Genomic DNA, 16,430 nt, shown 5'->3' with positions numbered 1-16,430 from the left:
GGAGTCGCGATGAACAAGATTCGCAAGAGTGACGAAGTTATCGTCATCACCGGCAAAGATAAGGGCAAGCGTGGCGTGGTGCTGGCCGTTCACGGCGAGACCGTCACTGTCGAGGGCATCAACCTCGTCAAGAAGCACGTCAAGCCGAACCCGATGAAGGGTACGACGGGCGGCGTGGAAGCCAAGACGATGCCGCTGCAAATTTCGAACGTCGCATTGGTGGACGCGAATGGCAAGCCATCGCGTGTAGGCATCAAGGTCGAAGGGGGCAAGAAGGTCCGTTTCCTGAAGACGACCGGTGCCGTACTGAGCGCCTGACGCTGCGGAGTAAAAAATGGCTCGTTTGCAAGAGTTTTACAAAGAGAAGGTTGTACCCGGCCTCATCGAGAAGTTCGGTTACAAGTCCGTGATGGAAGTGCCGCGCATCACCAAGATCACCCTGAACATGGGCCTTGGCGAAGCCGTCGCTGACAAGAAGATCATCGAAAACGCCGTTGGCGATCTGACGAAGATCGCGGGCCAGAAGCCGGTGATCACGAAGGCACGCAAGGCAATCGCTGGCTTCAAGATCCGTCAGGGCTATCCGATCGGTGCAATGGTCACGCTGCGTGGCCAGGCAATGTACGAATTCCTGGACCGTTTCGTGACGGTTGCGCTCCCCCGTGTGCGCGACTTCCGTGGCGTGTCGGGCAAGGCGTTCGATGGTCGCGGCAACTACAACGTCGGTGTGAAAGAGCAGATCATTTTCCCCGAAATCGACTACGACAAGATCGACGCACTGCGTGGGCTGAACATCAGCATCACGACGACTGCGAAGACTGACGACGAAGCAAAGGCTCTGCTCGCCAGCTTCAAGTTCCCGTTCAGAAACTGAGGTTACCGTGGCTAAACTGGCACTGATCGAACGTGAAAAGAAGCGTGCTCGCCTCGCCGCCAAGTACGCTCCCAAGCGTGCAGCATTGAAGGCAATCATTGGCGATACGAGCAAGTCGGAAGAAGAGCATTACGCAGCACGCCTGGAACTGCAGCAACTGCCGCGAAACTCTAACCCGACCCGTAAGCGCAACCGTTGCGCAATTACCGGTCGTCCGCGCGGCACGTTCCGTAAATTCGGGCTGGCGCGTAATAAGATTCGCGAAATCGCGTTCCGCGGCGAGATCCCTGGCCTGACCAAGGCGAGCTGGTAATAGGAGAAACATAAATGAGCATGAGTGATCCTATCGCCGATATGCTGACTCGCATCCGCAATGCGCAGATGGTCGAGAAGGTTTCGGTGACTATGCCCTCGTCGAAAGTCAAGGTTGCGATTGCGCAGGTCCTGAAGGACGAAGGTTATATCGACGATTTCGCAGTGAAGTCCGAAGGTGCGAAGTCGGAATTGAACATCGTGTTGAAGTATTACGCTGGCCGTCCGGTCATCGAGCGCATTGAACGCGTCTCGAAGCCTGGTCTGCGTGTGTACCGCGGCCGTAACGACATCCCCGTGGTCATGAATGGCCTGGGCGTGGCAATCGTGTCGACGCCGAAGGGCGTGATGACGGACCGCAAGGCACGTGCAACGGGCGTTGGCGGCGAAGTCATCTGCTATGTCGCTTAAGGCCGAAAGGAGAGAAACATGTCTCGAGTAGGTAAGAGCCCAATCGCGCTGCAAGGCGCGGAAGTGGCCCTGAGCGCCGACAGCATTACTGTCAAGGGTCCGCTGGGTACGATTTCGCAGGCTGCCAACAGCCTCGTGAAGGTAGTGAACGACAGCGGCACGCTGAAGTTCGAGCCGGTCGATGAAAGCCGCGAGGCGAATGCGATGTCGGGCACGATGCGCGCGCTGGTTGCGAACATGGTGCACGGCGTGACGAAGGGTTTCGAGCGCAAGCTGACGCTGGTTGGCGTCGGTTACCGCGCACAAGCGCAAGGCGACAAGCTGAACCTGTCGCTGGGTTTCTCGCACCCGGTGGTGCACCAGATGCCGGCTGGCGTCAAGGCAGAAACCCCGTCGCAAACCGAAATCGTGATCAAGGGGATCAACAAGCAACAAGTCGGTCAAGTCGCTGCAGAAGTGCGCGGCTACCGTCCGCCGGAGCCCTACAAGGGCAAGGGCGTGCGTTACGCCGATGAGGTTGTGATCCTCAAAGAAACGAAGAAGAAGTAAGGGTGCGCAATCATGGATAAGACTCAATCTCGCCTGCGCCGCGCTCGTCAGACGCGTATCAAGATCGCGGAGCTGCAGGTCGCGCGTCTCGCCGTGCATCGCACGAACACGCACATCTATGCGCAAGTGTTCTCGCCGTGCGGCACCAAGGTGCTCGCTAGCGCGTCGACGCTCGAAGCCGAAGTGCGTGCGCAACTGGCCGATCAATCGGGAAAGGGCGGCAACGTTGCTGCTGCCACCCTGATCGGCAAGCGCATTGCAGAAAAGGCTAAGGCTGCCGGCATCGAATCCGTCGCCTTCGACCGTTCGGGTTTCCGTTACCACGGCCGCGTGAAAGCGCTGGCTGACGCGGCGCGCGAAGCCGGACTCAAGTTCTAAGGGAAGAATTCGTCATGGCAAAGATGCAAGCTAAAGTTCAGGCTGACGAACGCGACGACGGCCTTCGTGAAAAAATGATCGCGGTTAACCGCGTGACCAAGGTCGTGAAGGGGGGCCGTATTCTCGGCTTCGCTGCACTGACCGTGGTTGGCGACGGTGATGGCCGCGTCGGTATGGGCAAGGGCAAGGCGAAGGAAGTGCCGGTCGCTGTCCAGAAGGCGATGGAACAGGCTCGCCGCAACATGTTCAAGGTGCCTTTGAAGAACGGTACCTTGCAACACGAAGTGCACGGTAAGCACGGCGCATCGACGGTCCTCCTCGCTCCGGCGAAGGACGGTACCGGCGTGATCGCGGGCGGCCCGATGCGCGCCGTGTTCGACGTGATGGGCGTGCAGAACGTTGTGGCCAAGAGCCACGGCTCGACGAACCCGTACAACCTCGTTCGTGCGACGCTCGATGGCCTGCGCAAGCAGTCCACGCCGGCCGACATCGCTGCGAAGCGTGGCAAGTCCGTCGAAGAAATTCTGGGCTAAAGGTGGACACCATGTCTGATAAAACTGTCAAGGTCCAGCTCGTCAAGAGCCTGATCGGCACCCGTGAATCGCACCGTGCAACGGTGCGTGGCCTGGGCCTGCGCCGACTCAACTCGGTTAGCGAGTTGCAGGATACGCCGGCTGTGCGCGGCATGATCAACAAGGTTTCGTACCTCGTTAAGGTCATCAGCTAAGCGGCTGACCAGGACTCAAGGAGTTGATAATGGAATTGAATAACCTGAAGCCGGCCGAAGGCGCGAAGCACGCAAAGCGCCGCGTTGGTCGCGGCATCGGCTCCGGCCTCGGCAAGACCGCTGGCCGTGGTCACAAGGGTCAGAAGTCGCGTTCGGGCGGCTTTCACAAGGTTGGCTTTGAGGGCGGTCAAATGCCGCTGCAACGTCGCCTGCCGAAGCGTGGCTTCACCTCGCTGACGAAGGAATTCGTCGGTGAAGTACGTCTCTCGGATCTGGAGAAGCTGCCGGTCGACGAAATCGATCTGCTGGCTCTCAAGCAAGCCGGCCTCGTCGGCGAGCTGATCCGTAGCGCCAAGATCATTGCAACGGGCGAGCTCAAGCGCAAGGTCGTTGTGAAGGGTCTGGGTGCGACGAAGAGCGCACGTGCTGCTATCGAGGCAGCCGGTGGCTCTTTTGCCGAGTAACGCGCAAGTTAATTGCCGTCACTAGCACTTGCATCGGAGAAGGTACTTGGCTAACAGCCCGAGTCTCGCAAAACCCGGTCGCAGCGCGGCGAAGTTTGGCGATCTGCGCCGGCGAGCAGTGTTCCTGCTGCTGGCGCTAGTCGTCTACCGTATCGGCGCGCATATTCCGGTGCCGGGTATCGACCCGGACCAACTGGCGAAACTGTTCCAAAGCCAGTCGGGCGGCATCCTTGGCATGTTTAACATGTTCTCGGGTGGCGCACTTTCGCGGTTCACGATTTTCGCGCTGGGGATCATGCCGTACATTTCGGCGTCGATCATCATGCAGTTGCTGGCGATTGTTTCGCCGCAGCTCGAAGCGCTGAAAAAGGAAGGGCAGGCAGGTCAGCGAAAGATTACGCAGTACACGCGGATCTTCACGGTTGTGCTGGCGACGTTCCAGGCGTTCGGTATTGCCGTCGCTCTGGAAAATCAGCCGGGCCTCGTGATCGATCCGGGGATGGTTTTCCGCTTGACGACGGTCGTGACGCTGGTGACCGGCACGATGTTCCTGATGTGGCTGGGTGAGCAGATCACGGAGCGCGGGCTTGGCAACGGTATCTCGATCATCATATTCGGCGGTATTGCGGCGGGTTTCCCGAACGCAATCGGTGGTCTCTTTGAACTGGTGCGAACCGGCTCGATGAGCATCATCTCGGCGATTATCGTCGTCGCGCTGATTGCTGCTGTGACCTATCTGGTGGTGTTCATCGAACGCGGCCAGCGCAAGATACTTGTGAATTATGCGAAGCGGCAGGTGGGCAACAAGATTTACGGCGGCCAGTCTTCGCATTTGCCGCTGAAGCTGAATATGTCGGGCGTGATTCCGCCGATCTTCGCATCGTCGATCATTCTCTTCCCGGCAACTATCCTGAACTGGTTCAGTTCGGGTTCGCGTACCAGCTGGTTCGCAGACACGTTGCACAACGTTGCCGAGGCCCTGAAGCCCGGTCAACCGGTGTACGTGTTGCTGTACGCGTTGGCGATCGTCTTCTTCTGCTTCTTCTACACTGCACTGGTGTTTAACAGCAGGGAAACGGCCGACAACCTGAAAAAGAGCGGCGCTTTCGTCCCAGGTATCCGCCCGGGCGATCAGACGGCGCGATATATCGACCGCATCCTCACGCGTTTGACGCTTGCCGGTGCGATCTACATCGTGTTCGTTTGCCTGCTGCCTGAATTTCTGGTGCTACGCTGGAACGTGCCGTTTTATTTTGGTGGAACGTCGCTGCTGATCATTGTCGTCGTCACAATGGATTTCATGGCGCAGGTGCAGTCGTACGTTATGTCGCAACAGTATGAATCGCTGCTGAAGAAAGCTAATTTCAAAGGCGGCGGCGTCCCGATGCGTTGAAAGGACTTATGGCCAAAGACGATGTTATCCAGATGCAGGGCGAAGTAATCGAGAACCTGCCTAATGCTACCTTCAGGGTGAAGCTGGAAAACGGCCATGTCGTGTTGGGACACATATCCGGCAAAATGCGGATGCACTACATCCGGATCTTGCCGGGCGACAAGGTGACGGTTGAATTGACGCCTTACGATCTGTCGCGTGCGCGGATCGTGTTCCGGGCGAAGTGATTTGAAAAAAGGGTAATATCATGAAAGTGATGGCATCGGTTAAGCGCATTTGCCGCAATTGCAAGATCATCAAGCGCAAAGGCGTTGTGCGCGTGATTTGCAGTTCTGATCCGCGCCACAAACAGCGTCAAGGCTGAACGCCGCGCTTTTGCTTGCGCTTTTTGTTTGAGGAAAAACAATGGCTCGTATCGCAGGGGTTAACATCCCGAATCACCAGCATACTGAAATCGGCCTGACGGCTATTTACGGTGTCGGTCGCACGCGCTCGCGCGACATTTGCGTCGCTGCTGGTGTGGCATTTTCGAAGAAGGTCAAAGACCTGACTGACGCAGACCTCGAAAAGCTGCGTGAAGAAGTCGGCAAGTTCATCGTTGAAGGCGATCTGCGCCGTGAAACGACGATGAACATCAAGCGCCTGATGGATCTCGGCTGCTATCGTGGCGTGCGGCATCGTAAGGGTCTGCCCCTGCGCGGCCAGCGTACGCGTACGAATGCCCGTACGCGCAAGGGTCCGCGTCGTGCAGCGCAATCGCTGAAGAAGTAAGCGGAACTGACAGTTACAGGAAAACGTAATGGCTAAGGCTTCGAACAACTCCGCGGCGCAACGCGTTCGCAAGAAGGTCAAGAAGAACGTCGCCGAGGGCGTGGTTCACGTTCACGCGTCGTTCAACAACACCATCATCACGATCACCGACCGTCAAGGCAACGCGCTTGCCTGGGCAACGTCGGGCGGTCAGGGCTTCAAGGGTTCGCGTAAGTCGACTCCGTTTGCAGCTCAGGTCGCAGCTGAATCAGCTGGCCGCGTGGCGATGGAATACGGCGTGAAGAACCTCGAAGTGCGGATCAAGGGCCCCGGTCCTGGCCGGGAATCGGCGGTGCGCGCGCTGCATGGTCTTGGCATCAAGATCACCGCGATCTCCGACGTGACGCCGGTCCCGCACAACGGCTGCCGTCCGCCGAAGCGTCGTCGTATCTAAGACGCTGGTATTTCGAGCGCCTGTTGCCGCCTTGCGCGGTGGCGGGCTGCGCGCGTTATTGAATTGACTAAGCCCACCGTTCGACTCAAAGGGTTCGGACTAGCGCGAGTGGAAGCATTCGCGTGACAAATCACAGAAGGAATCAACGTGGCACGTTATATCGGCCCCAAGGCCAAGCTGTCTCGCCGTGAAGGCACTGACCTCTTCCTGAAGAGCGCGCGCCGTTCGCTCGCTGACAAGTGCAAGCTTGACAGCAAGCCCGGCCAGCACGGCCGTACCTCGGGCGCACGTACGTCCGACTATGGCACTCAGCTGCGCGAGAAGCAAAAAGTAAAGCGTATCTACGGTGTCCTCGAGCGCCAGTTCCGTCGCTACTTCGCTGAAGCAGACCGCCTGAAGGGCAACACGGGTGAGAACCTGCTGCAACTGCTCGAATCGCGTCTGGACAACGTCGTGTATCGCATGGGCTTTGGCTCGACGCGTGCTGAAGCACGTCAGCTCGTTGGCCACAAGGCAATCACGGTGAACGGCGTCGTGACGAACATCCCGTCGATGCAAGTGAAGGCGGGGGACGTCGTCGCCGTGCGCGAACAGAAGCGCAAGCAGGCTCGCATCATTGAGGCGCTGTCGCTCGCTGAGCAAGGCGGCATGCCGAGCTGGGTCGCGGTCGACGCGAAGAAGTTCGAAGGTACCTTCAAGCAGAAGCCGGAACGCAGCGACATCGCTGGCGACATCAACGAAAGCCTGATCGTCGAATTGTATTCGCGGTAATCGGATTGACGGCCGGGGCGCCCTGATTGCGTTGCGCAAGGGGGCGTCTCGGCTGTTTATTTTCAGGTTGTTACCGGTCAGCCTTATCGGTGTAACGAGCCGAGGGTATTGAAAAGGAAAACCTATGCAAACCAGTTTGTTGAAGCCCAAGATTATTGCAGTTGAATCGCTTGGCGAAAGCCACGCGAAAGTGGTCATGGAGCCGTTTGAACGCGGTTATGGCCACACCTTGGGCAACGCGCTTCGGCGCGTGCTGTTGTCGTCGATGGTGGGCTATGCCCCGACCGAGGTGACGATTGCAGGCGTCGTGCACGAGTATTCGACGCTCGACGGTGTGCAAGAGGATGTGGTCAACTTGTTGTTGAACCTGAAGGGCGTCGTCTTCAAGCTGCATAATCGTGACGAAGTGACGGTTACGCTGCGGAAGGAAGGCGAAGGCGTGGTCACGGCCGGCGATATCGAACTCGCACACGATTGCGAAGTCATCAATCCCGATCACGTGATTGCGCATCTGTCGAAGGGCGGCAAGCTCGACGTGCAGATCAAGGTCGAAAAGGGCCGCGGCTATGTGCCGGGCAATGTGCGTCGTTACGGTGAAGAGTCGGCCAAGATCATCGGCCGGATCGTGCTGGACGCCTCGTTTTCGCCGGTTCGTCGCGTGAGCTACGCGGTCGAAAGCGCTCGCGTCGAGCAGCGCACCGACCTCGACAAGCTCGTGATGAACATCGAGACCAACGGTGTGATTTCGCCGGAAGAAGCGATCCGACAATCGGCGCGCATTCTGGTCGATCAGTTGTCGGTGTTCGCGGCGCTGGAAGGTACCGAAGCAGCGGCGGAAGCGCCGTCGCGCGCACCGCAGATCGATCCGATCCTGTTGCGTCCGGTCGATGATCTCGAACTGACGGTTCGTTCCGCGAACTGCCTGAAGGCCGAGAACATCTACTACATCGGCGACCTGATCCAGCGTACCGAGAACGAACTGCTCAAGACTCCGAATCTGGGTCGCAAGTCGCTGAACGAGATCAAGGAAGTTCTGGCATCGCGTGGGCTGACGCTCGGCATGAAGCTCGAAAACTGGCCGCCGGCTGGTCTCGACAAGTAAGCGGACAACTCGGTCGGGTGTGACCGCGAATTGCACCGCTGTACTGTACTGTACTGGCAAAGGCGCGGATTTTCCTTTAAAATCCGCGTCTTGTCTTTTGTCACTACCGGCCCGTGCGCTCACTGTTTGTAGTCGATGCTGCAGAACGAGTGCGATAGAAGAGCTGGACCAAAACTTTGAACTGAAGGAATTAACATGCGTCACCGTCATGGTCTGCGGAAACTGAACCGCACGAGCAGCCACCGTTTGGCAATGCTCCGTAACATGTCCAACTCGCTGATCGAGCACGAAGTCATCAAGACCACGCTGCCGAAGGCCAAGGAACTTCGTAAAGTCGTCGAGCCGCTGATCACGCTCGGCAAGAAGCCGTCGCTCGCAAACCGTCGTCTGGCGTTCAACCGCCTGCGCGATCGTGACTCGGTCACGAAGCTGTTCGACGTGCTCGGCCCGCGCTACGCAAACCGTCCGGGCGGCTACCTGCGCGTGCTGAAGTTCGGCTTCCGCGTTGGTGACAATGCGCCGATGGCACTGGTCGAACTGCTCGACCGTCCGGAAGTTGAAGAAACGGAAGTGCAAGAAGCTGAGTAAGCTTTCTGCTTCGACAAAAAGCTAGGCGCATCGCCTGGCTTTTTTGTTTTCTGCGGCGGATTTTTCATTGATAGCGAAAGCCGCTTCGCAGTGACCAAATGTCGCGGCCGCACCGCGTGGCGCCCTGCAGGGCGACAGGGCCAGGTGATACGATATCGGGATCGAAATCCTGCGCCGCCGGAGCTTGGTGTGAATGTGACCTTGGTGCTGACAACGGTGCCGGATGCGGCCGGCGCTCAAAAGCTCGCAGCCGACGCGCTCGCCGCTCGCCTTTGCGCGTGCGTCACCCAGCTAGGCAGCGTGCAGTCGAGCTATCACTGGCAGGGCGCGATCGAAACCGCGCAGGAAATCCAGCTGCTGTTCAAGACCAGCGCCGCTCGCGCGCTCGAACTGGAGCAATACATTCAGGCTCACCATCCCTACGGCACGCCGGAAATCCTCTCATGGCAAGCGATGGCCTCCGCCGCCTACGGCCAGTGGATCACTGCTGAAACCCAACGCCCTGTTCATGTTTAACGGTCTCGACCGGCGCGCGCGCGCTGCGCTGCGCACCGCATTCTTTCTGCTCGGCTGCGTGTTCCTCGCGCAAGTCGCCACGCTCGCGCGCGCCGCGGACGACTTCCTCGACCCGTCCGTCGCGTTCCGGTTCAGCGCGACCGAGGCCCCCGGCCAAGTCGTCGTCACCTACAAGATTGCGGACGGCTACTACATGTACCGCGAGCGCTTCGCGTTCGCGACCCGCAACGGCACGGCGACGCTTGGCGAGCCTGAACTGCCAGGCGGTCATGTGAAGTTCGATCAGACATTCAACAAGAATGTCGAGACGTATCGCAACGAGCTGACGATTCGTATTCCGGTCAAGCAGGCTGCCGGACCGTTCGATCTTGCGGTGACGTCGCAGGGCTGTGCCGACGCGGGCATCTGCTACCCCCCGATGGAGCGCGTGTACCACGTGAGCAGCGAGGCGCTGCAGCTGGCTGGCAGCGGGGCGGCGACCCCAACCGCGCAACAATCCGCCGCCACTGACGACGAACCTTGGTACGAACGCGCCACCAGCGCCGATTACGCGCAGTCGCTGCTGCAGCGTGGCGGTTTTTTTGCGATCGTCGGGCTTTATTTCGTTGCCGGCGCCATTCTGAGCTTGCTGCCGTGCTCGTATCCGATGATTCCGATTCTGTCGGCGATCATCATCGGTGAGGGAGCGCGCGTCACGCGCAGGCGTGGCTTCGCGCTGTCGCTCGCGTATGTAGTCGGGATGGCGCTCGTGTACACGGTGCTGGGTGTCGTGGCGGCACTCGTCGGGCAGAGTCTCGGCGCATGGCTGCAGAACCCGTGGGTGCTCGGCGCGTTCGGCGGCCTTCTGACGATTTTCGCGCTGCTGCTGATCGCCGGTGTGGATCTCGAACTGCCGCCGCGCTGGCGCGATCGCATGTCGAGCGCGTCAGCGGGACGCTCGAGTGGCAAATTTACCGCGGTCGCCGTAATGGGCGCGCTGTCGGCGCTGGTGGTCGGCGCCTGCATGACCGCGCCGCTTTTTGCGGTGCTCGCGTTCATCGCGCATACCGGCAACGCCGTGCTCGGTGGCGCGGCACTGTTCTCGATGGGCATCGGGCTCGGGCTGCCGCTGCTGATCATTGGCCTCGGCGCGGGTACACTGCTGCCGCGCGCGGGCAAGTGGATGGACAGCGTAAAAGTGTTCTTTGGCGTCGTTCTGCTGGCCGCGGCGCTGTGGATTGTTTGGCCGGTGCTCGGCGGGGCGGCGTCGATGCTGTTGAGCGCCCTCTGGCTGCTGATCGCCGCGGTTGCGCTCGGCCTGTTTTCCAAGTCGGTTGCGGGCGCCTCGATATGGCACCGGCTTGGGCGGGCGGTCGGCGTCGTGATGGCGGTTTGGGCAGCAGCGCTTCTAGTTGGCCTCGCGGCGGGATCGTTGGATCCGCTGCGACCGCTGGCGGTGCTCGCGGCTCGCGTCGGCAATCAGGCGAGCATCGCGAAGGATGGCTCCAGCGCGGCCGCGCCGGCGCCGCAAAGCGATTTGACGTTCGCGCCGGTACGTTCATCGGATCAGCTCGACCAGGCCGTCAAAACGGCGGCGCAGCCAGCCATGCTCGATTTTTACGCGGACTGGTGCGTGAGCTGCAAGGAGATGGAGAAATTCACCTTCAGCGACACGCGCGTTCAGGCGAAGCTGAAGCAGATGAATCTGCTGCGCGCCGACGTCACTGCGAACAATACCGACGACCAGGCGCTGCTCAAGCGCTTCAATCTGTTCGGGCCGCCGGGGATTATTTTTTTCGATCAGGGTGGCAAGGAAGTGTTGCGGGTGGTCGGCTACGAATCGGCGGATAAATTCCTGCGCACACTGGATCGGGCGAGTGCATCGGGGGTGTAATCGAAGGCCGCGGGGCGTTGCAAGACCGCCGCTTCGCAAACGGCAGCACAAAAAAACGGAGGCGAAACCCTAAGGTTCGCCTCCGTTTTTTTCTCGACGGCCGCGCGCTAAACCGCGCCTGGCTTACTTCTGCGAACGCAGGATCTTCGCGGCATCCAGCGCGAAATACGTCAGCACGCCGTCCGCGCCTGCACGCTTGAACGCGAGCAGCGATTCCATCATCACCTTGTCGTGATCGAGCCAGCCATTCTGCGCGGCGGCCTTCAGCATGGCGTATTCGCCGCTTACCTGGTACACGTAGGTGGGGAACTGGAACTCGTCCTTCACGCGACGCACGATGTCCAGATACGGCATGCCCGGCTTGACCATCACCATGTCCGCGCCTTCGTTGATGTCGGCCTGCACTTCGCGCAGCGCCTCGTTGGAATTTGCCGGGTCCATCTGGTAGGTCATCTTGTTGCTCTTGCCGAGGTTCGTCGCGGAACCGACGGCATCGCGGAACGGGCCGTAGAACGCCGAAGCGTACTTCGCCGCGTACGCCATGATGCGCGTGTGGATGTGGTCCTCGCTCTCGAGCATTTCGCGGATCGCACCAATGCGTCCATCCATCATGTCCGACGGCGCGACGATGTCGACGCCGGCTTCCGCCTGCGCACGAGCCTGCTCGACGAGGATCTCGACGGTTTCGTCGTTGATCACGTAGCCGGCTTCGTCGAGCACGCCGTCCTGACCATGGCTCGTATACGGATCGAGCGCCACGTCGGTGAGCACGCCGAGCTCCGGAAAATTCTTCTTCAACTCACGCACCGCGCGCGGGATCAGGCCCGCCGGGTTGGCCGCTTCACGGCCTTCGGGTGTTTTCAGCGAGGGCTCGATCGCGGGAAACAGAGACAACACCGGCACGCCCAGTTCGACGCACTGCCCGGCGACGCCCATCAGCAGATCGACCGACACACGCTCGACGCCCGGCATCGACGGCACGGCTTGCCGCACGTTGGTTCCCTCGACGATGAACACGGGGTAAATCAGATCGTTGGTCGTGAGGATGTTTTCGCGCATCATGCGGCGCGAGAAGTCGTCACGGCGCATGCGGCGCGGACGGTAGTGCGGGTAGAAGCTCATATCGAATCGAAGATCGTGGATAGGTGGAGTGGACAAATAGCACCTGGCTCCGCTCCCGGAAACTTTTCGAGACAATGGTATATCATACCGATCGAGCAAGGCGCCTAGCGCTGACCTCCCCGCTTCTCCTCCCTGAGCGGGTGCCTGTCGTTTTTCGATTAGGCTGTTTGACCCGCCGTTCAAGCGGCGGGTTTTTTTATGCGCGGCCGCAAACGCGCTCTGACGCGGGTTTTACAGGCATATCACGCGTGCCGCGGGATTCCTGCATTGATATGCGTTCAGCCCGCGGCCGGCGTTTCGCCTGTTTCGCCCGCTGCCTCCGGGATCAGCCAGCTCTCGATCAGCTCATGCGCTTCATCGAGCCCCGTTCGCTTGAGCGCCGAAAACAGTTGCGCGGTGAGTTCGCCGCGATAGCCCGCAGCCCGATATTCGGCCAGTCCCTTCTGCGCGGTGCGCAACGCGTTCGTGCTTTCCTGGCGCGTCAATTTGTCGCATTTGGTGAGCAGCGTGTGGATCGGCTTGCCGGTCGGCGCGAACCACTCGATCATGCGCCGATCGAGATCCGTCAGAGGGCGGCGCGAATCCATCATGAGGATCATGCCGCGCAGTTGCGAGCGCGATTGCAGATACGTGGACAGCAGCGCTTCCCAGTGCGCCTTCGCCGCAGCCGGCACTTCCGCATAACCGTAGCCCGGCAGGTCGACCAGATAGGCGGTCGGCTCATCCGCCTTGCCAACCGAAAAATAATTGATGTGCTGCGTGCGGCCAGGCGTCTTACTTGCGAATGCAAGTCGCTTCTGATTGCAGAGCACGTTGATCGCGGTCGATTTGCCCGCGTTCGAGCGTCCCGCGAAAGCGATCTCGGGCTGCGCGGTGGCCGGCAGGTCGCGCAGATGATTGACGGTGGTATAGAAGCGGGATTCGTGGAGCAGGAAGGGCATGGTGGAAGCCAGATTGGAGAAGCTGCGGAGCCCGCAGCGGGAACGGGGTCAAGCCCGACTGGCGTCTAAGCGATTAGCGAGTTATTGTACAATACGATGGTTTACTGAAAACCTTAGGAGGCCGCCCCACGTGCCTTGGCGGCTCCTGGCGGTCACTCGGTCGCCGTCGTCGTACTTTGCAGAACATCTAAAATCCCACAAGACGAGACAGGGTGTGCGAATGAATCGACTGTGCAAGACTCTGATGGTGCTTCATGTAACGGCAGGTCTTTCAGGTTTGGCAATTCAGGCACGAGCAGCAGATCCGGCAAAGCCGGACATCAATCGGGGGCAGGCAATCGCGGTACAGGTATGCGCGTCATGTCACGGCGCAGACGGCAACAGTGCCGGCGGCGCATACCCGAAACTGGCGGGCCAGCATCCTGAGTACCTCGTCAAGCAGCTCAGAGATTTCAAGGCGCAGCCGGGCGCCAAACAGGCAGCGCGCAACAATGCGATCATGGCGGGCATGGCCGCCGCGCTTTCCGATCAGGACATGATCAACGTCGCGGCTTACTTCTCGACGCAGACGCCCAAGCCAGGCTATGCGCACAACAAGAAGACCGTCGCGGTGGGGCAGCAGATCTATCGCGGTGGAATTGCCGACCGCGGGGTGCCGGCCTGCGCGGCCTGTCACGGGCCCACGGGGCAGGGTATTCCGATCCAGTATCCACGCCTGTCGGGGCAGTGGGCCGAGTACTCGGTGACGCAATTGACCGCGTTCACGCAAGGTCCGGGCGCTCGTAATAACAACGACGCGATGCATGCGATAGCATCGCGTCTGTCGGACAACGAAATCAAAGCGGTTGCCGACTACATCGCGGGCCTGCATTAAGCGCTTCGTCCGCGCAAATCCAACCGGCCCGGCGAGGCCGGTGAAAAACAAGAAAAGGGTGAGGGTGTCGTCGCTACGACAGCCCTTCACCCTTTTTTGCTGTTCAGTCGGAGTTTGAATGAGCGTCACCACGTCGGGTCTGCAGTCGAAGTCGGGCAATCGCGTCATGCGCAGCGCCATCGAGCTCCTGAGCTCGATGCGTTTCGCCATTGCGCTGCTGGTCATTCTGTCGATCGCCAGCATCATCGGTACCGTCCTCACGCAGGACGATCCGTATCCCAACTACGTCAACCAGTTCGGTCCGTTCTGGGCGGACATCTTCCGCGCGCTGAGCCTCTACACGGTGTACAGCTCGTGGTGGTTCATGCTGATTCTCGGCTTCCTGATGGTGTCTGTGTCGCTCTGCGTGATCCGAAATGCGCCGAAGATGGTCGCCGACGCGAAGAGCTGGAAGGACAAGGTTCGAGAAGGCAGCCTGCGCGCGTTCCATCACAAGGGTGAGTTCGCGGTGCACGGCACGCGCGCGCAGTCGGCGGCGGTGCTCGCAAGGTTGTCGGCGAAGCTCGGCTACAAGTTCGTCACGCGCGAGTCGGACGGCGCGACGTTGATCGCCGCGAAGCGTGGCGCGCTGACGAAGTTCGGCTACATCTTCGCGCACCTCGCGATCGTCGTGATCTGCCTGGGCGGCCTGCTCGACAGCAATCTGCCGATCAAGCTGCAAATGTGGCTGTTCGACAAGTCGCCGATCAACTCGAACACGGTGATCAACGAGATTTCGCCCGAGCATCGGCTGTCGCAATCGAACCCGACGTTCCGCGGCTACGCGTGGGTACCCGAAGGGCAGCACGTGTCGACCGCGATCCTGAATCAGCCCAATGGTTCGCTGATCCAGGACCTGCCGTTTTCGATCGAGCTCAACAAGTTCATCGTCGATTACTACTCGACCGGCATGCCGAAGCTGTTCGCGAGCGACATCGTCGTGATCGATCACAAGACCGGCGCACGCGTGCCGGCGCGCGTCGAGGTCAACAAGCCGTTCGAATACGACGGCGTGTCGATTTATCAATCGAGCTTCCAGGACGGCGGCTCGCAGATGCAGATGACTGCCTTCCCGATGTCCGGCCCGAGTGCTAAGCCCGCGCCGTTTGGCGGCACGATCGGCGGCAGCGCGCCGTTGAGCTCGGCCACGCCGCTGGCCGATGGCCAGAGCGTCGAATTCACCGACTTCCGCGCGATCAACGTCGAAAACATCTCGAACGGCAACGGGCAGAGCGATGCGCGCGGGGTTGTCGCGCAGCACTCGCTGAAGGAAGCGTTCGACGAGCGCCTCGGCTCCGGCGCGAAAACGTCGAAGCCGCTCGATCTGCACAACGTCGGCCCGTCGGTGCAGTACAAGATTCGCGGCAAGGATGGCCAGGCGCGCGAATACAACAACTACATGCTGCCCGTCGACGTGAACGGCGAGAAAATGTTCCTCGCCGGCATGCGCTTGAATCCCGACGACCCGTTCCGCTATCTGCGAATTCCCGCCGATAGCGGCGGCACGCTCAAGGAATGGATGAATCTGCGCGCCACGCTGGAAGACCCGAACCAACGGGCCATCGCCGCTCATCAATTCGCGCAGCGTTCGGTGCCGGTTTCAAATGCGGAGTTGCAGCAACATCTGGAGGAAAGCGCCTTGCGGGTCCTGACCCTTTTTGCGGGCGCCGACAGCAGCATGAAGATGCCGAATGGCGAAACGCTCGGCGGCTTCCAGGCGGTCGCTGGGTTTATCGACCGCTCGGTACCGAAGGGCGAGCAGGAAAAGGCCGCGGGCCTGCTGCTTCGCATGCTCGAAGGCGTGACGTGGGACTTGTGGCAACTGTCGCGCCAGCGGCTCGGCGAGCCCGCCGCGCCGGCCGATACGGACACGAGCCGCTTCATCCAGAGCTCGCTTAATGCGATTTCCGACAGCTTTCTGTATGGATCGCCGGTCTATTTGCAGCTTGACTCATTCAAGCAGGTGCAAGCTTCGGTATTTCAGTTGACGCGCGCGCCGGGCAAAAAAGTCGTGTATCTTGGCAGCCTGCTTCTCGTATTGGGCATCTTCTCGATGTTCTACGTTCGCGAACGGCGTCTATGGTTCTGGCTCAAGGACACGGACCACGGCACGAGCGTCGTAATGGCGATGTCGAGCGCGCGTAAGACGCTAGACTTCGAGAAAGAGTTCGTCCAGACGCGGGCCGCCGTGAGCGCCGCACTGGGCGCGAAACTCATCGAAGCAGCCGATGCCAGCCCGGCCGGTCAGGCCGCCGCTGCGTCGGCAAGCTCACAGGATTCGACCCGGTAAGA

At 60.2% G+C, this 16,430-nt stretch carries 23 protein-coding genes; 21 read left to right on the top strand and 2 right to left on the bottom strand.

The genetic code is table 11. The features are described from left to right. Positions 1-9: 9 nt before the first annotated feature. From rplX to dsbD, 19 genes are all read left to right on the top strand, one after another. A complete protein-coding gene (gene rplX / locus HDG32_RS22045) occupies positions 10-318 on the top strand; it encodes a 50S ribosomal protein L24 (protein WP_184035555.1) in 309 nt (102 codons plus the stop codon). 16 nt (positions 319-334) lie between these two features. Further along, positions 335-874 (top strand): 50S ribosomal protein L5, encoded by a 540-nt coding sequence (rplE, locus tag HDG32_RS22040; RefSeq protein WP_090802163.1) that lies wholly within the window; start codon positions 335-337, stop codon positions 872-874. A gap of 7 nt (positions 875-881) precedes the next feature. After that, positions 882-1,187 carry a 30S ribosomal protein S14 gene (gene rpsN / locus HDG32_RS22035; RefSeq protein WP_090802162.1) on the top strand — a complete coding sequence of 102 codons (306 nt, stop codon included), beginning with the start codon at positions 882-884 and terminating at the stop codon, positions 1,185-1,187. 14 nt (positions 1,188-1,201) lie between these two features. Then, the gene (gene rpsH, locus HDG32_RS22030; RefSeq protein ID WP_006052216.1) at positions 1,202-1,597 is read left to right on the top strand and encodes a 30S ribosomal protein S8; all 396 of its coding nucleotides are present in this window, start codon (positions 1,202-1,204) and stop codon (positions 1,595-1,597) included. A gap of 18 nt (positions 1,598-1,615) precedes the next feature. Continuing rightward, positions 1,616-2,146: a 50S ribosomal protein L6 gene (rplF, locus tag HDG32_RS22025; RefSeq protein WP_018420154.1), complete on the top strand. Its 531-nt coding sequence runs from the start codon at positions 1,616-1,618 to the stop codon at positions 2,144-2,146. 12 nt (positions 2,147-2,158) lie between these two features. Beyond that, positions 2,159-2,524, top strand: coding sequence for a 50S ribosomal protein L18 (gene rplR, locus HDG32_RS22020; protein ID WP_008923336.1), 366 nt, complete (start codon positions 2,159-2,161; stop codon positions 2,522-2,524). Between the two features lie 14 nt (positions 2,525-2,538). Beyond that, entirely contained in the window at positions 2,539-3,057 is a 519-nt protein-coding gene (gene rpsE / locus HDG32_RS22015; RefSeq protein ID WP_075303262.1) for a 30S ribosomal protein S5, read from the top strand. An 11-nt stretch (positions 3,058-3,068) separates the two neighbouring features. Beyond that, positions 3,069-3,251 (top strand): 50S ribosomal protein L30, encoded by a 183-nt coding sequence (gene rpmD, locus HDG32_RS22010; RefSeq protein WP_008923335.1) that lies wholly within the window; start codon positions 3,069-3,071, stop codon positions 3,249-3,251. Positions 3,252-3,280: 29 nt separating this feature from the next. Further along, positions 3,281-3,715, top strand: a complete 435-nt coding sequence (gene rplO / locus HDG32_RS22005; protein ID WP_018420156.1) for a 50S ribosomal protein L15 — start codon at positions 3,281-3,283, stop codon at positions 3,713-3,715. Between the two features lie 46 nt (positions 3,716-3,761). Further along, positions 3,762-5,108 carry a preprotein translocase subunit SecY gene (gene secY / locus HDG32_RS22000; RefSeq protein ID WP_013090753.1) on the top strand — a complete coding sequence of 449 codons (1,347 nt, stop codon included), beginning with the start codon at positions 3,762-3,764 and terminating at the stop codon, positions 5,106-5,108. An 8-nt stretch (positions 5,109-5,116) separates the two neighbouring features. Further along, on the top strand, positions 5,117-5,335 hold the full coding sequence (infA, locus tag HDG32_RS21995) for a translation initiation factor IF-1 (protein ID WP_004521905.1): 219 nt from the start codon (positions 5,117-5,119) through the stop codon (positions 5,333-5,335). Positions 5,336-5,355: 20 nt separating this feature from the next. Beyond that, positions 5,356-5,472, top strand: a complete 117-nt coding sequence (gene rpmJ, locus HDG32_RS21990) for a 50S ribosomal protein L36 (protein WP_004199844.1) — start codon at positions 5,356-5,358, stop codon at positions 5,470-5,472. A 41-nt stretch (positions 5,473-5,513) separates the two neighbouring features. After that, entirely contained in the window at positions 5,514-5,879 is a 366-nt protein-coding gene (gene rpsM, locus HDG32_RS21985; protein WP_013589830.1) for a 30S ribosomal protein S13, read from the top strand. Between the two features lie 28 nt (positions 5,880-5,907). Then, on the top strand, positions 5,908-6,312 hold the full coding sequence (gene rpsK, locus HDG32_RS21980; protein ID WP_006052224.1) for a 30S ribosomal protein S11: 405 nt from the start codon (positions 5,908-5,910) through the stop codon (positions 6,310-6,312). A 147-nt stretch (positions 6,313-6,459) separates the two neighbouring features. Beyond that, positions 6,460-7,083, top strand: a complete 624-nt coding sequence (gene rpsD / locus HDG32_RS21975) for a 30S ribosomal protein S4 (protein ID WP_013090752.1) — start codon at positions 6,460-6,462, stop codon at positions 7,081-7,083. Between the two features lie 124 nt (positions 7,084-7,207). Further along, positions 7,208-8,185 (top strand): DNA-directed RNA polymerase subunit alpha, encoded by a 978-nt coding sequence (locus HDG32_RS21970; protein ID WP_007730697.1) that lies wholly within the window; start codon positions 7,208-7,210, stop codon positions 8,183-8,185. 195 nt (positions 8,186-8,380) lie between these two features. Further along, positions 8,381-8,773, top strand: coding sequence for a 50S ribosomal protein L17 (gene rplQ, locus HDG32_RS21965; RefSeq protein WP_013090750.1), 393 nt, complete (start codon positions 8,381-8,383; stop codon positions 8,771-8,773). A 189-nt stretch (positions 8,774-8,962) separates the two neighbouring features. Next, a complete protein-coding gene (gene cutA / locus HDG32_RS21960) occupies positions 8,963-9,289 on the top strand; it encodes a divalent-cation tolerance protein CutA (protein WP_184070687.1) in 327 nt (108 codons plus the stop codon). Continuing rightward, positions 9,282-11,162 carry a protein-disulfide reductase DsbD gene (dsbD, locus tag HDG32_RS21955; protein ID WP_184070685.1) on the top strand — a complete coding sequence of 627 codons (1,881 nt, stop codon included), beginning with the start codon at positions 9,282-9,284 and terminating at the stop codon, positions 11,160-11,162. Before cutA ends, dsbD begins: the two co-directional genes overlap by 8 nt. Before the next feature lie 123 nt (positions 11,163-11,285). On the opposite strand, the gene hemB is transcribed toward dsbD, so the two are convergent. Both hemB and yihA read right to left on the bottom strand, forming a co-directional pair. After that, the gene (gene hemB, locus HDG32_RS21950) at positions 11,286-12,284 is read right to left on the bottom strand and encodes a porphobilinogen synthase (RefSeq protein ID WP_184065475.1); all 999 of its coding nucleotides are present in this window, start codon (positions 12,282-12,284) and stop codon (positions 11,286-11,288) included. A gap of 278 nt (positions 12,285-12,562) precedes the next feature. Continuing rightward, positions 12,563-13,225, bottom strand: a complete 663-nt coding sequence (gene yihA, locus HDG32_RS21945) for a ribosome biogenesis GTP-binding protein YihA/YsxC (protein ID WP_184070682.1) — start codon at positions 13,223-13,225, stop codon at positions 12,563-12,565. A 220-nt stretch (positions 13,226-13,445) separates the two neighbouring features. Here yihA and HDG32_RS21940 point away from each other — a divergent pair, with 220 nt between their 5' ends. Both HDG32_RS21940 and HDG32_RS21935 read left to right on the top strand, forming a co-directional pair. Continuing rightward, a complete protein-coding gene (locus HDG32_RS21940; protein WP_184036008.1) occupies positions 13,446-14,099 on the top strand; it encodes a cytochrome c in 654 nt (217 codons plus the stop codon). A gap of 118 nt (positions 14,100-14,217) precedes the next feature. Beyond that, positions 14,218-16,428: a cytochrome c biogenesis protein ResB gene (locus HDG32_RS21935; RefSeq protein WP_184070680.1), complete on the top strand. Its 2,211-nt coding sequence runs from the start codon at positions 14,218-14,220 to the stop codon at positions 16,426-16,428. Positions 16,429-16,430: the final 2 nt, after the last annotated feature.

It is taken from the genome of Paraburkholderia sp. CI2 (genome assembly GCF_014201055.1).
GTDB lineage: Bacteria > Pseudomonadota > Gammaproteobacteria > Burkholderiales > Burkholderiaceae > Paraburkholderia > Paraburkholderia tuberum.
The sequence above is the reverse complement of the archived record's forward strand: the minus strand, read 5'-3'. Positions and strand labels throughout refer to the sequence as shown.

Bases quoted from the DNA above. Each gene is read 5' to 3' on its own strand.
- rplE (WP_090802163.1), top strand. From the start codon at position 335: ATGGCTCGTTTGCAAGAGTTTTACAAAGAGAAGGTTGTACCCGGCCTC.
- yihA (WP_184070682.1), bottom strand. From the start codon at position 13,225: ATGCCCTTCCTGCTCCACGAATCCCGCTTCTATACCACCGTCAATCAT.
- hemB (WP_184065475.1), bottom strand. From the start codon at position 12,284: ATGAGCTTCTACCCGCACTACCGTCCGCGCCGCATGCGCCGTGACGAC.
- rplO (WP_018420156.1), top strand. From the start codon at position 3,281: ATGGAATTGAATAACCTGAAGCCGGCCGAAGGCGCGAAGCACGCAAAG.
- infA (WP_004521905.1), top strand. From the start codon at position 5,117: ATGGCCAAAGACGATGTTATCCAGATGCAGGGCGAAGTAATCGAGAAC.
- rplX (WP_184035555.1), top strand. From the start codon at position 10: ATGAACAAGATTCGCAAGAGTGACGAAGTTATCGTCATCACCGGCAAA.
- rpsH (WP_006052216.1), top strand. From the start codon at position 1,202: ATGAGCATGAGTGATCCTATCGCCGATATGCTGACTCGCATCCGCAAT.
- HDG32_RS21970 (WP_007730697.1), top strand. From the start codon at position 7,208: ATGCAAACCAGTTTGTTGAAGCCCAAGATTATTGCAGTTGAATCGCTT.
- HDG32_RS21940 (WP_184036008.1), top strand. From the start codon at position 13,446: ATGAATCGACTGTGCAAGACTCTGATGGTGCTTCATGTAACGGCAGGT.
- rpmJ (WP_004199844.1), top strand. From the start codon at position 5,356: ATGAAAGTGATGGCATCGGTTAAGCGCATTTGCCGCAATTGCAAGATC.
- rpsM (WP_013589830.1), top strand. From the start codon at position 5,514: ATGGCTCGTATCGCAGGGGTTAACATCCCGAATCACCAGCATACTGAA.
- rplF (WP_018420154.1), top strand. From the start codon at position 1,616: ATGTCTCGAGTAGGTAAGAGCCCAATCGCGCTGCAAGGCGCGGAAGTG.
- HDG32_RS21935 (WP_184070680.1), top strand. From the start codon at position 14,218: ATGAGCGTCACCACGTCGGGTCTGCAGTCGAAGTCGGGCAATCGCGTC.
- rpmD (WP_008923335.1), top strand. From the start codon at position 3,069: ATGTCTGATAAAACTGTCAAGGTCCAGCTCGTCAAGAGCCTGATCGGC.
- dsbD (WP_184070685.1), top strand. From the start codon at position 9,282: ATGTTTAACGGTCTCGACCGGCGCGCGCGCGCTGCGCTGCGCACCGCA.
- rpsE (WP_075303262.1), top strand. From the start codon at position 2,539: ATGGCAAAGATGCAAGCTAAAGTTCAGGCTGACGAACGCGACGACGGC.
- rpsK (WP_006052224.1), top strand. From the start codon at position 5,908: ATGGCTAAGGCTTCGAACAACTCCGCGGCGCAACGCGTTCGCAAGAAG.
- rplQ (WP_013090750.1), top strand. From the start codon at position 8,381: ATGCGTCACCGTCATGGTCTGCGGAAACTGAACCGCACGAGCAGCCAC.
- rplR (WP_008923336.1), top strand. From the start codon at position 2,159: ATGGATAAGACTCAATCTCGCCTGCGCCGCGCTCGTCAGACGCGTATC.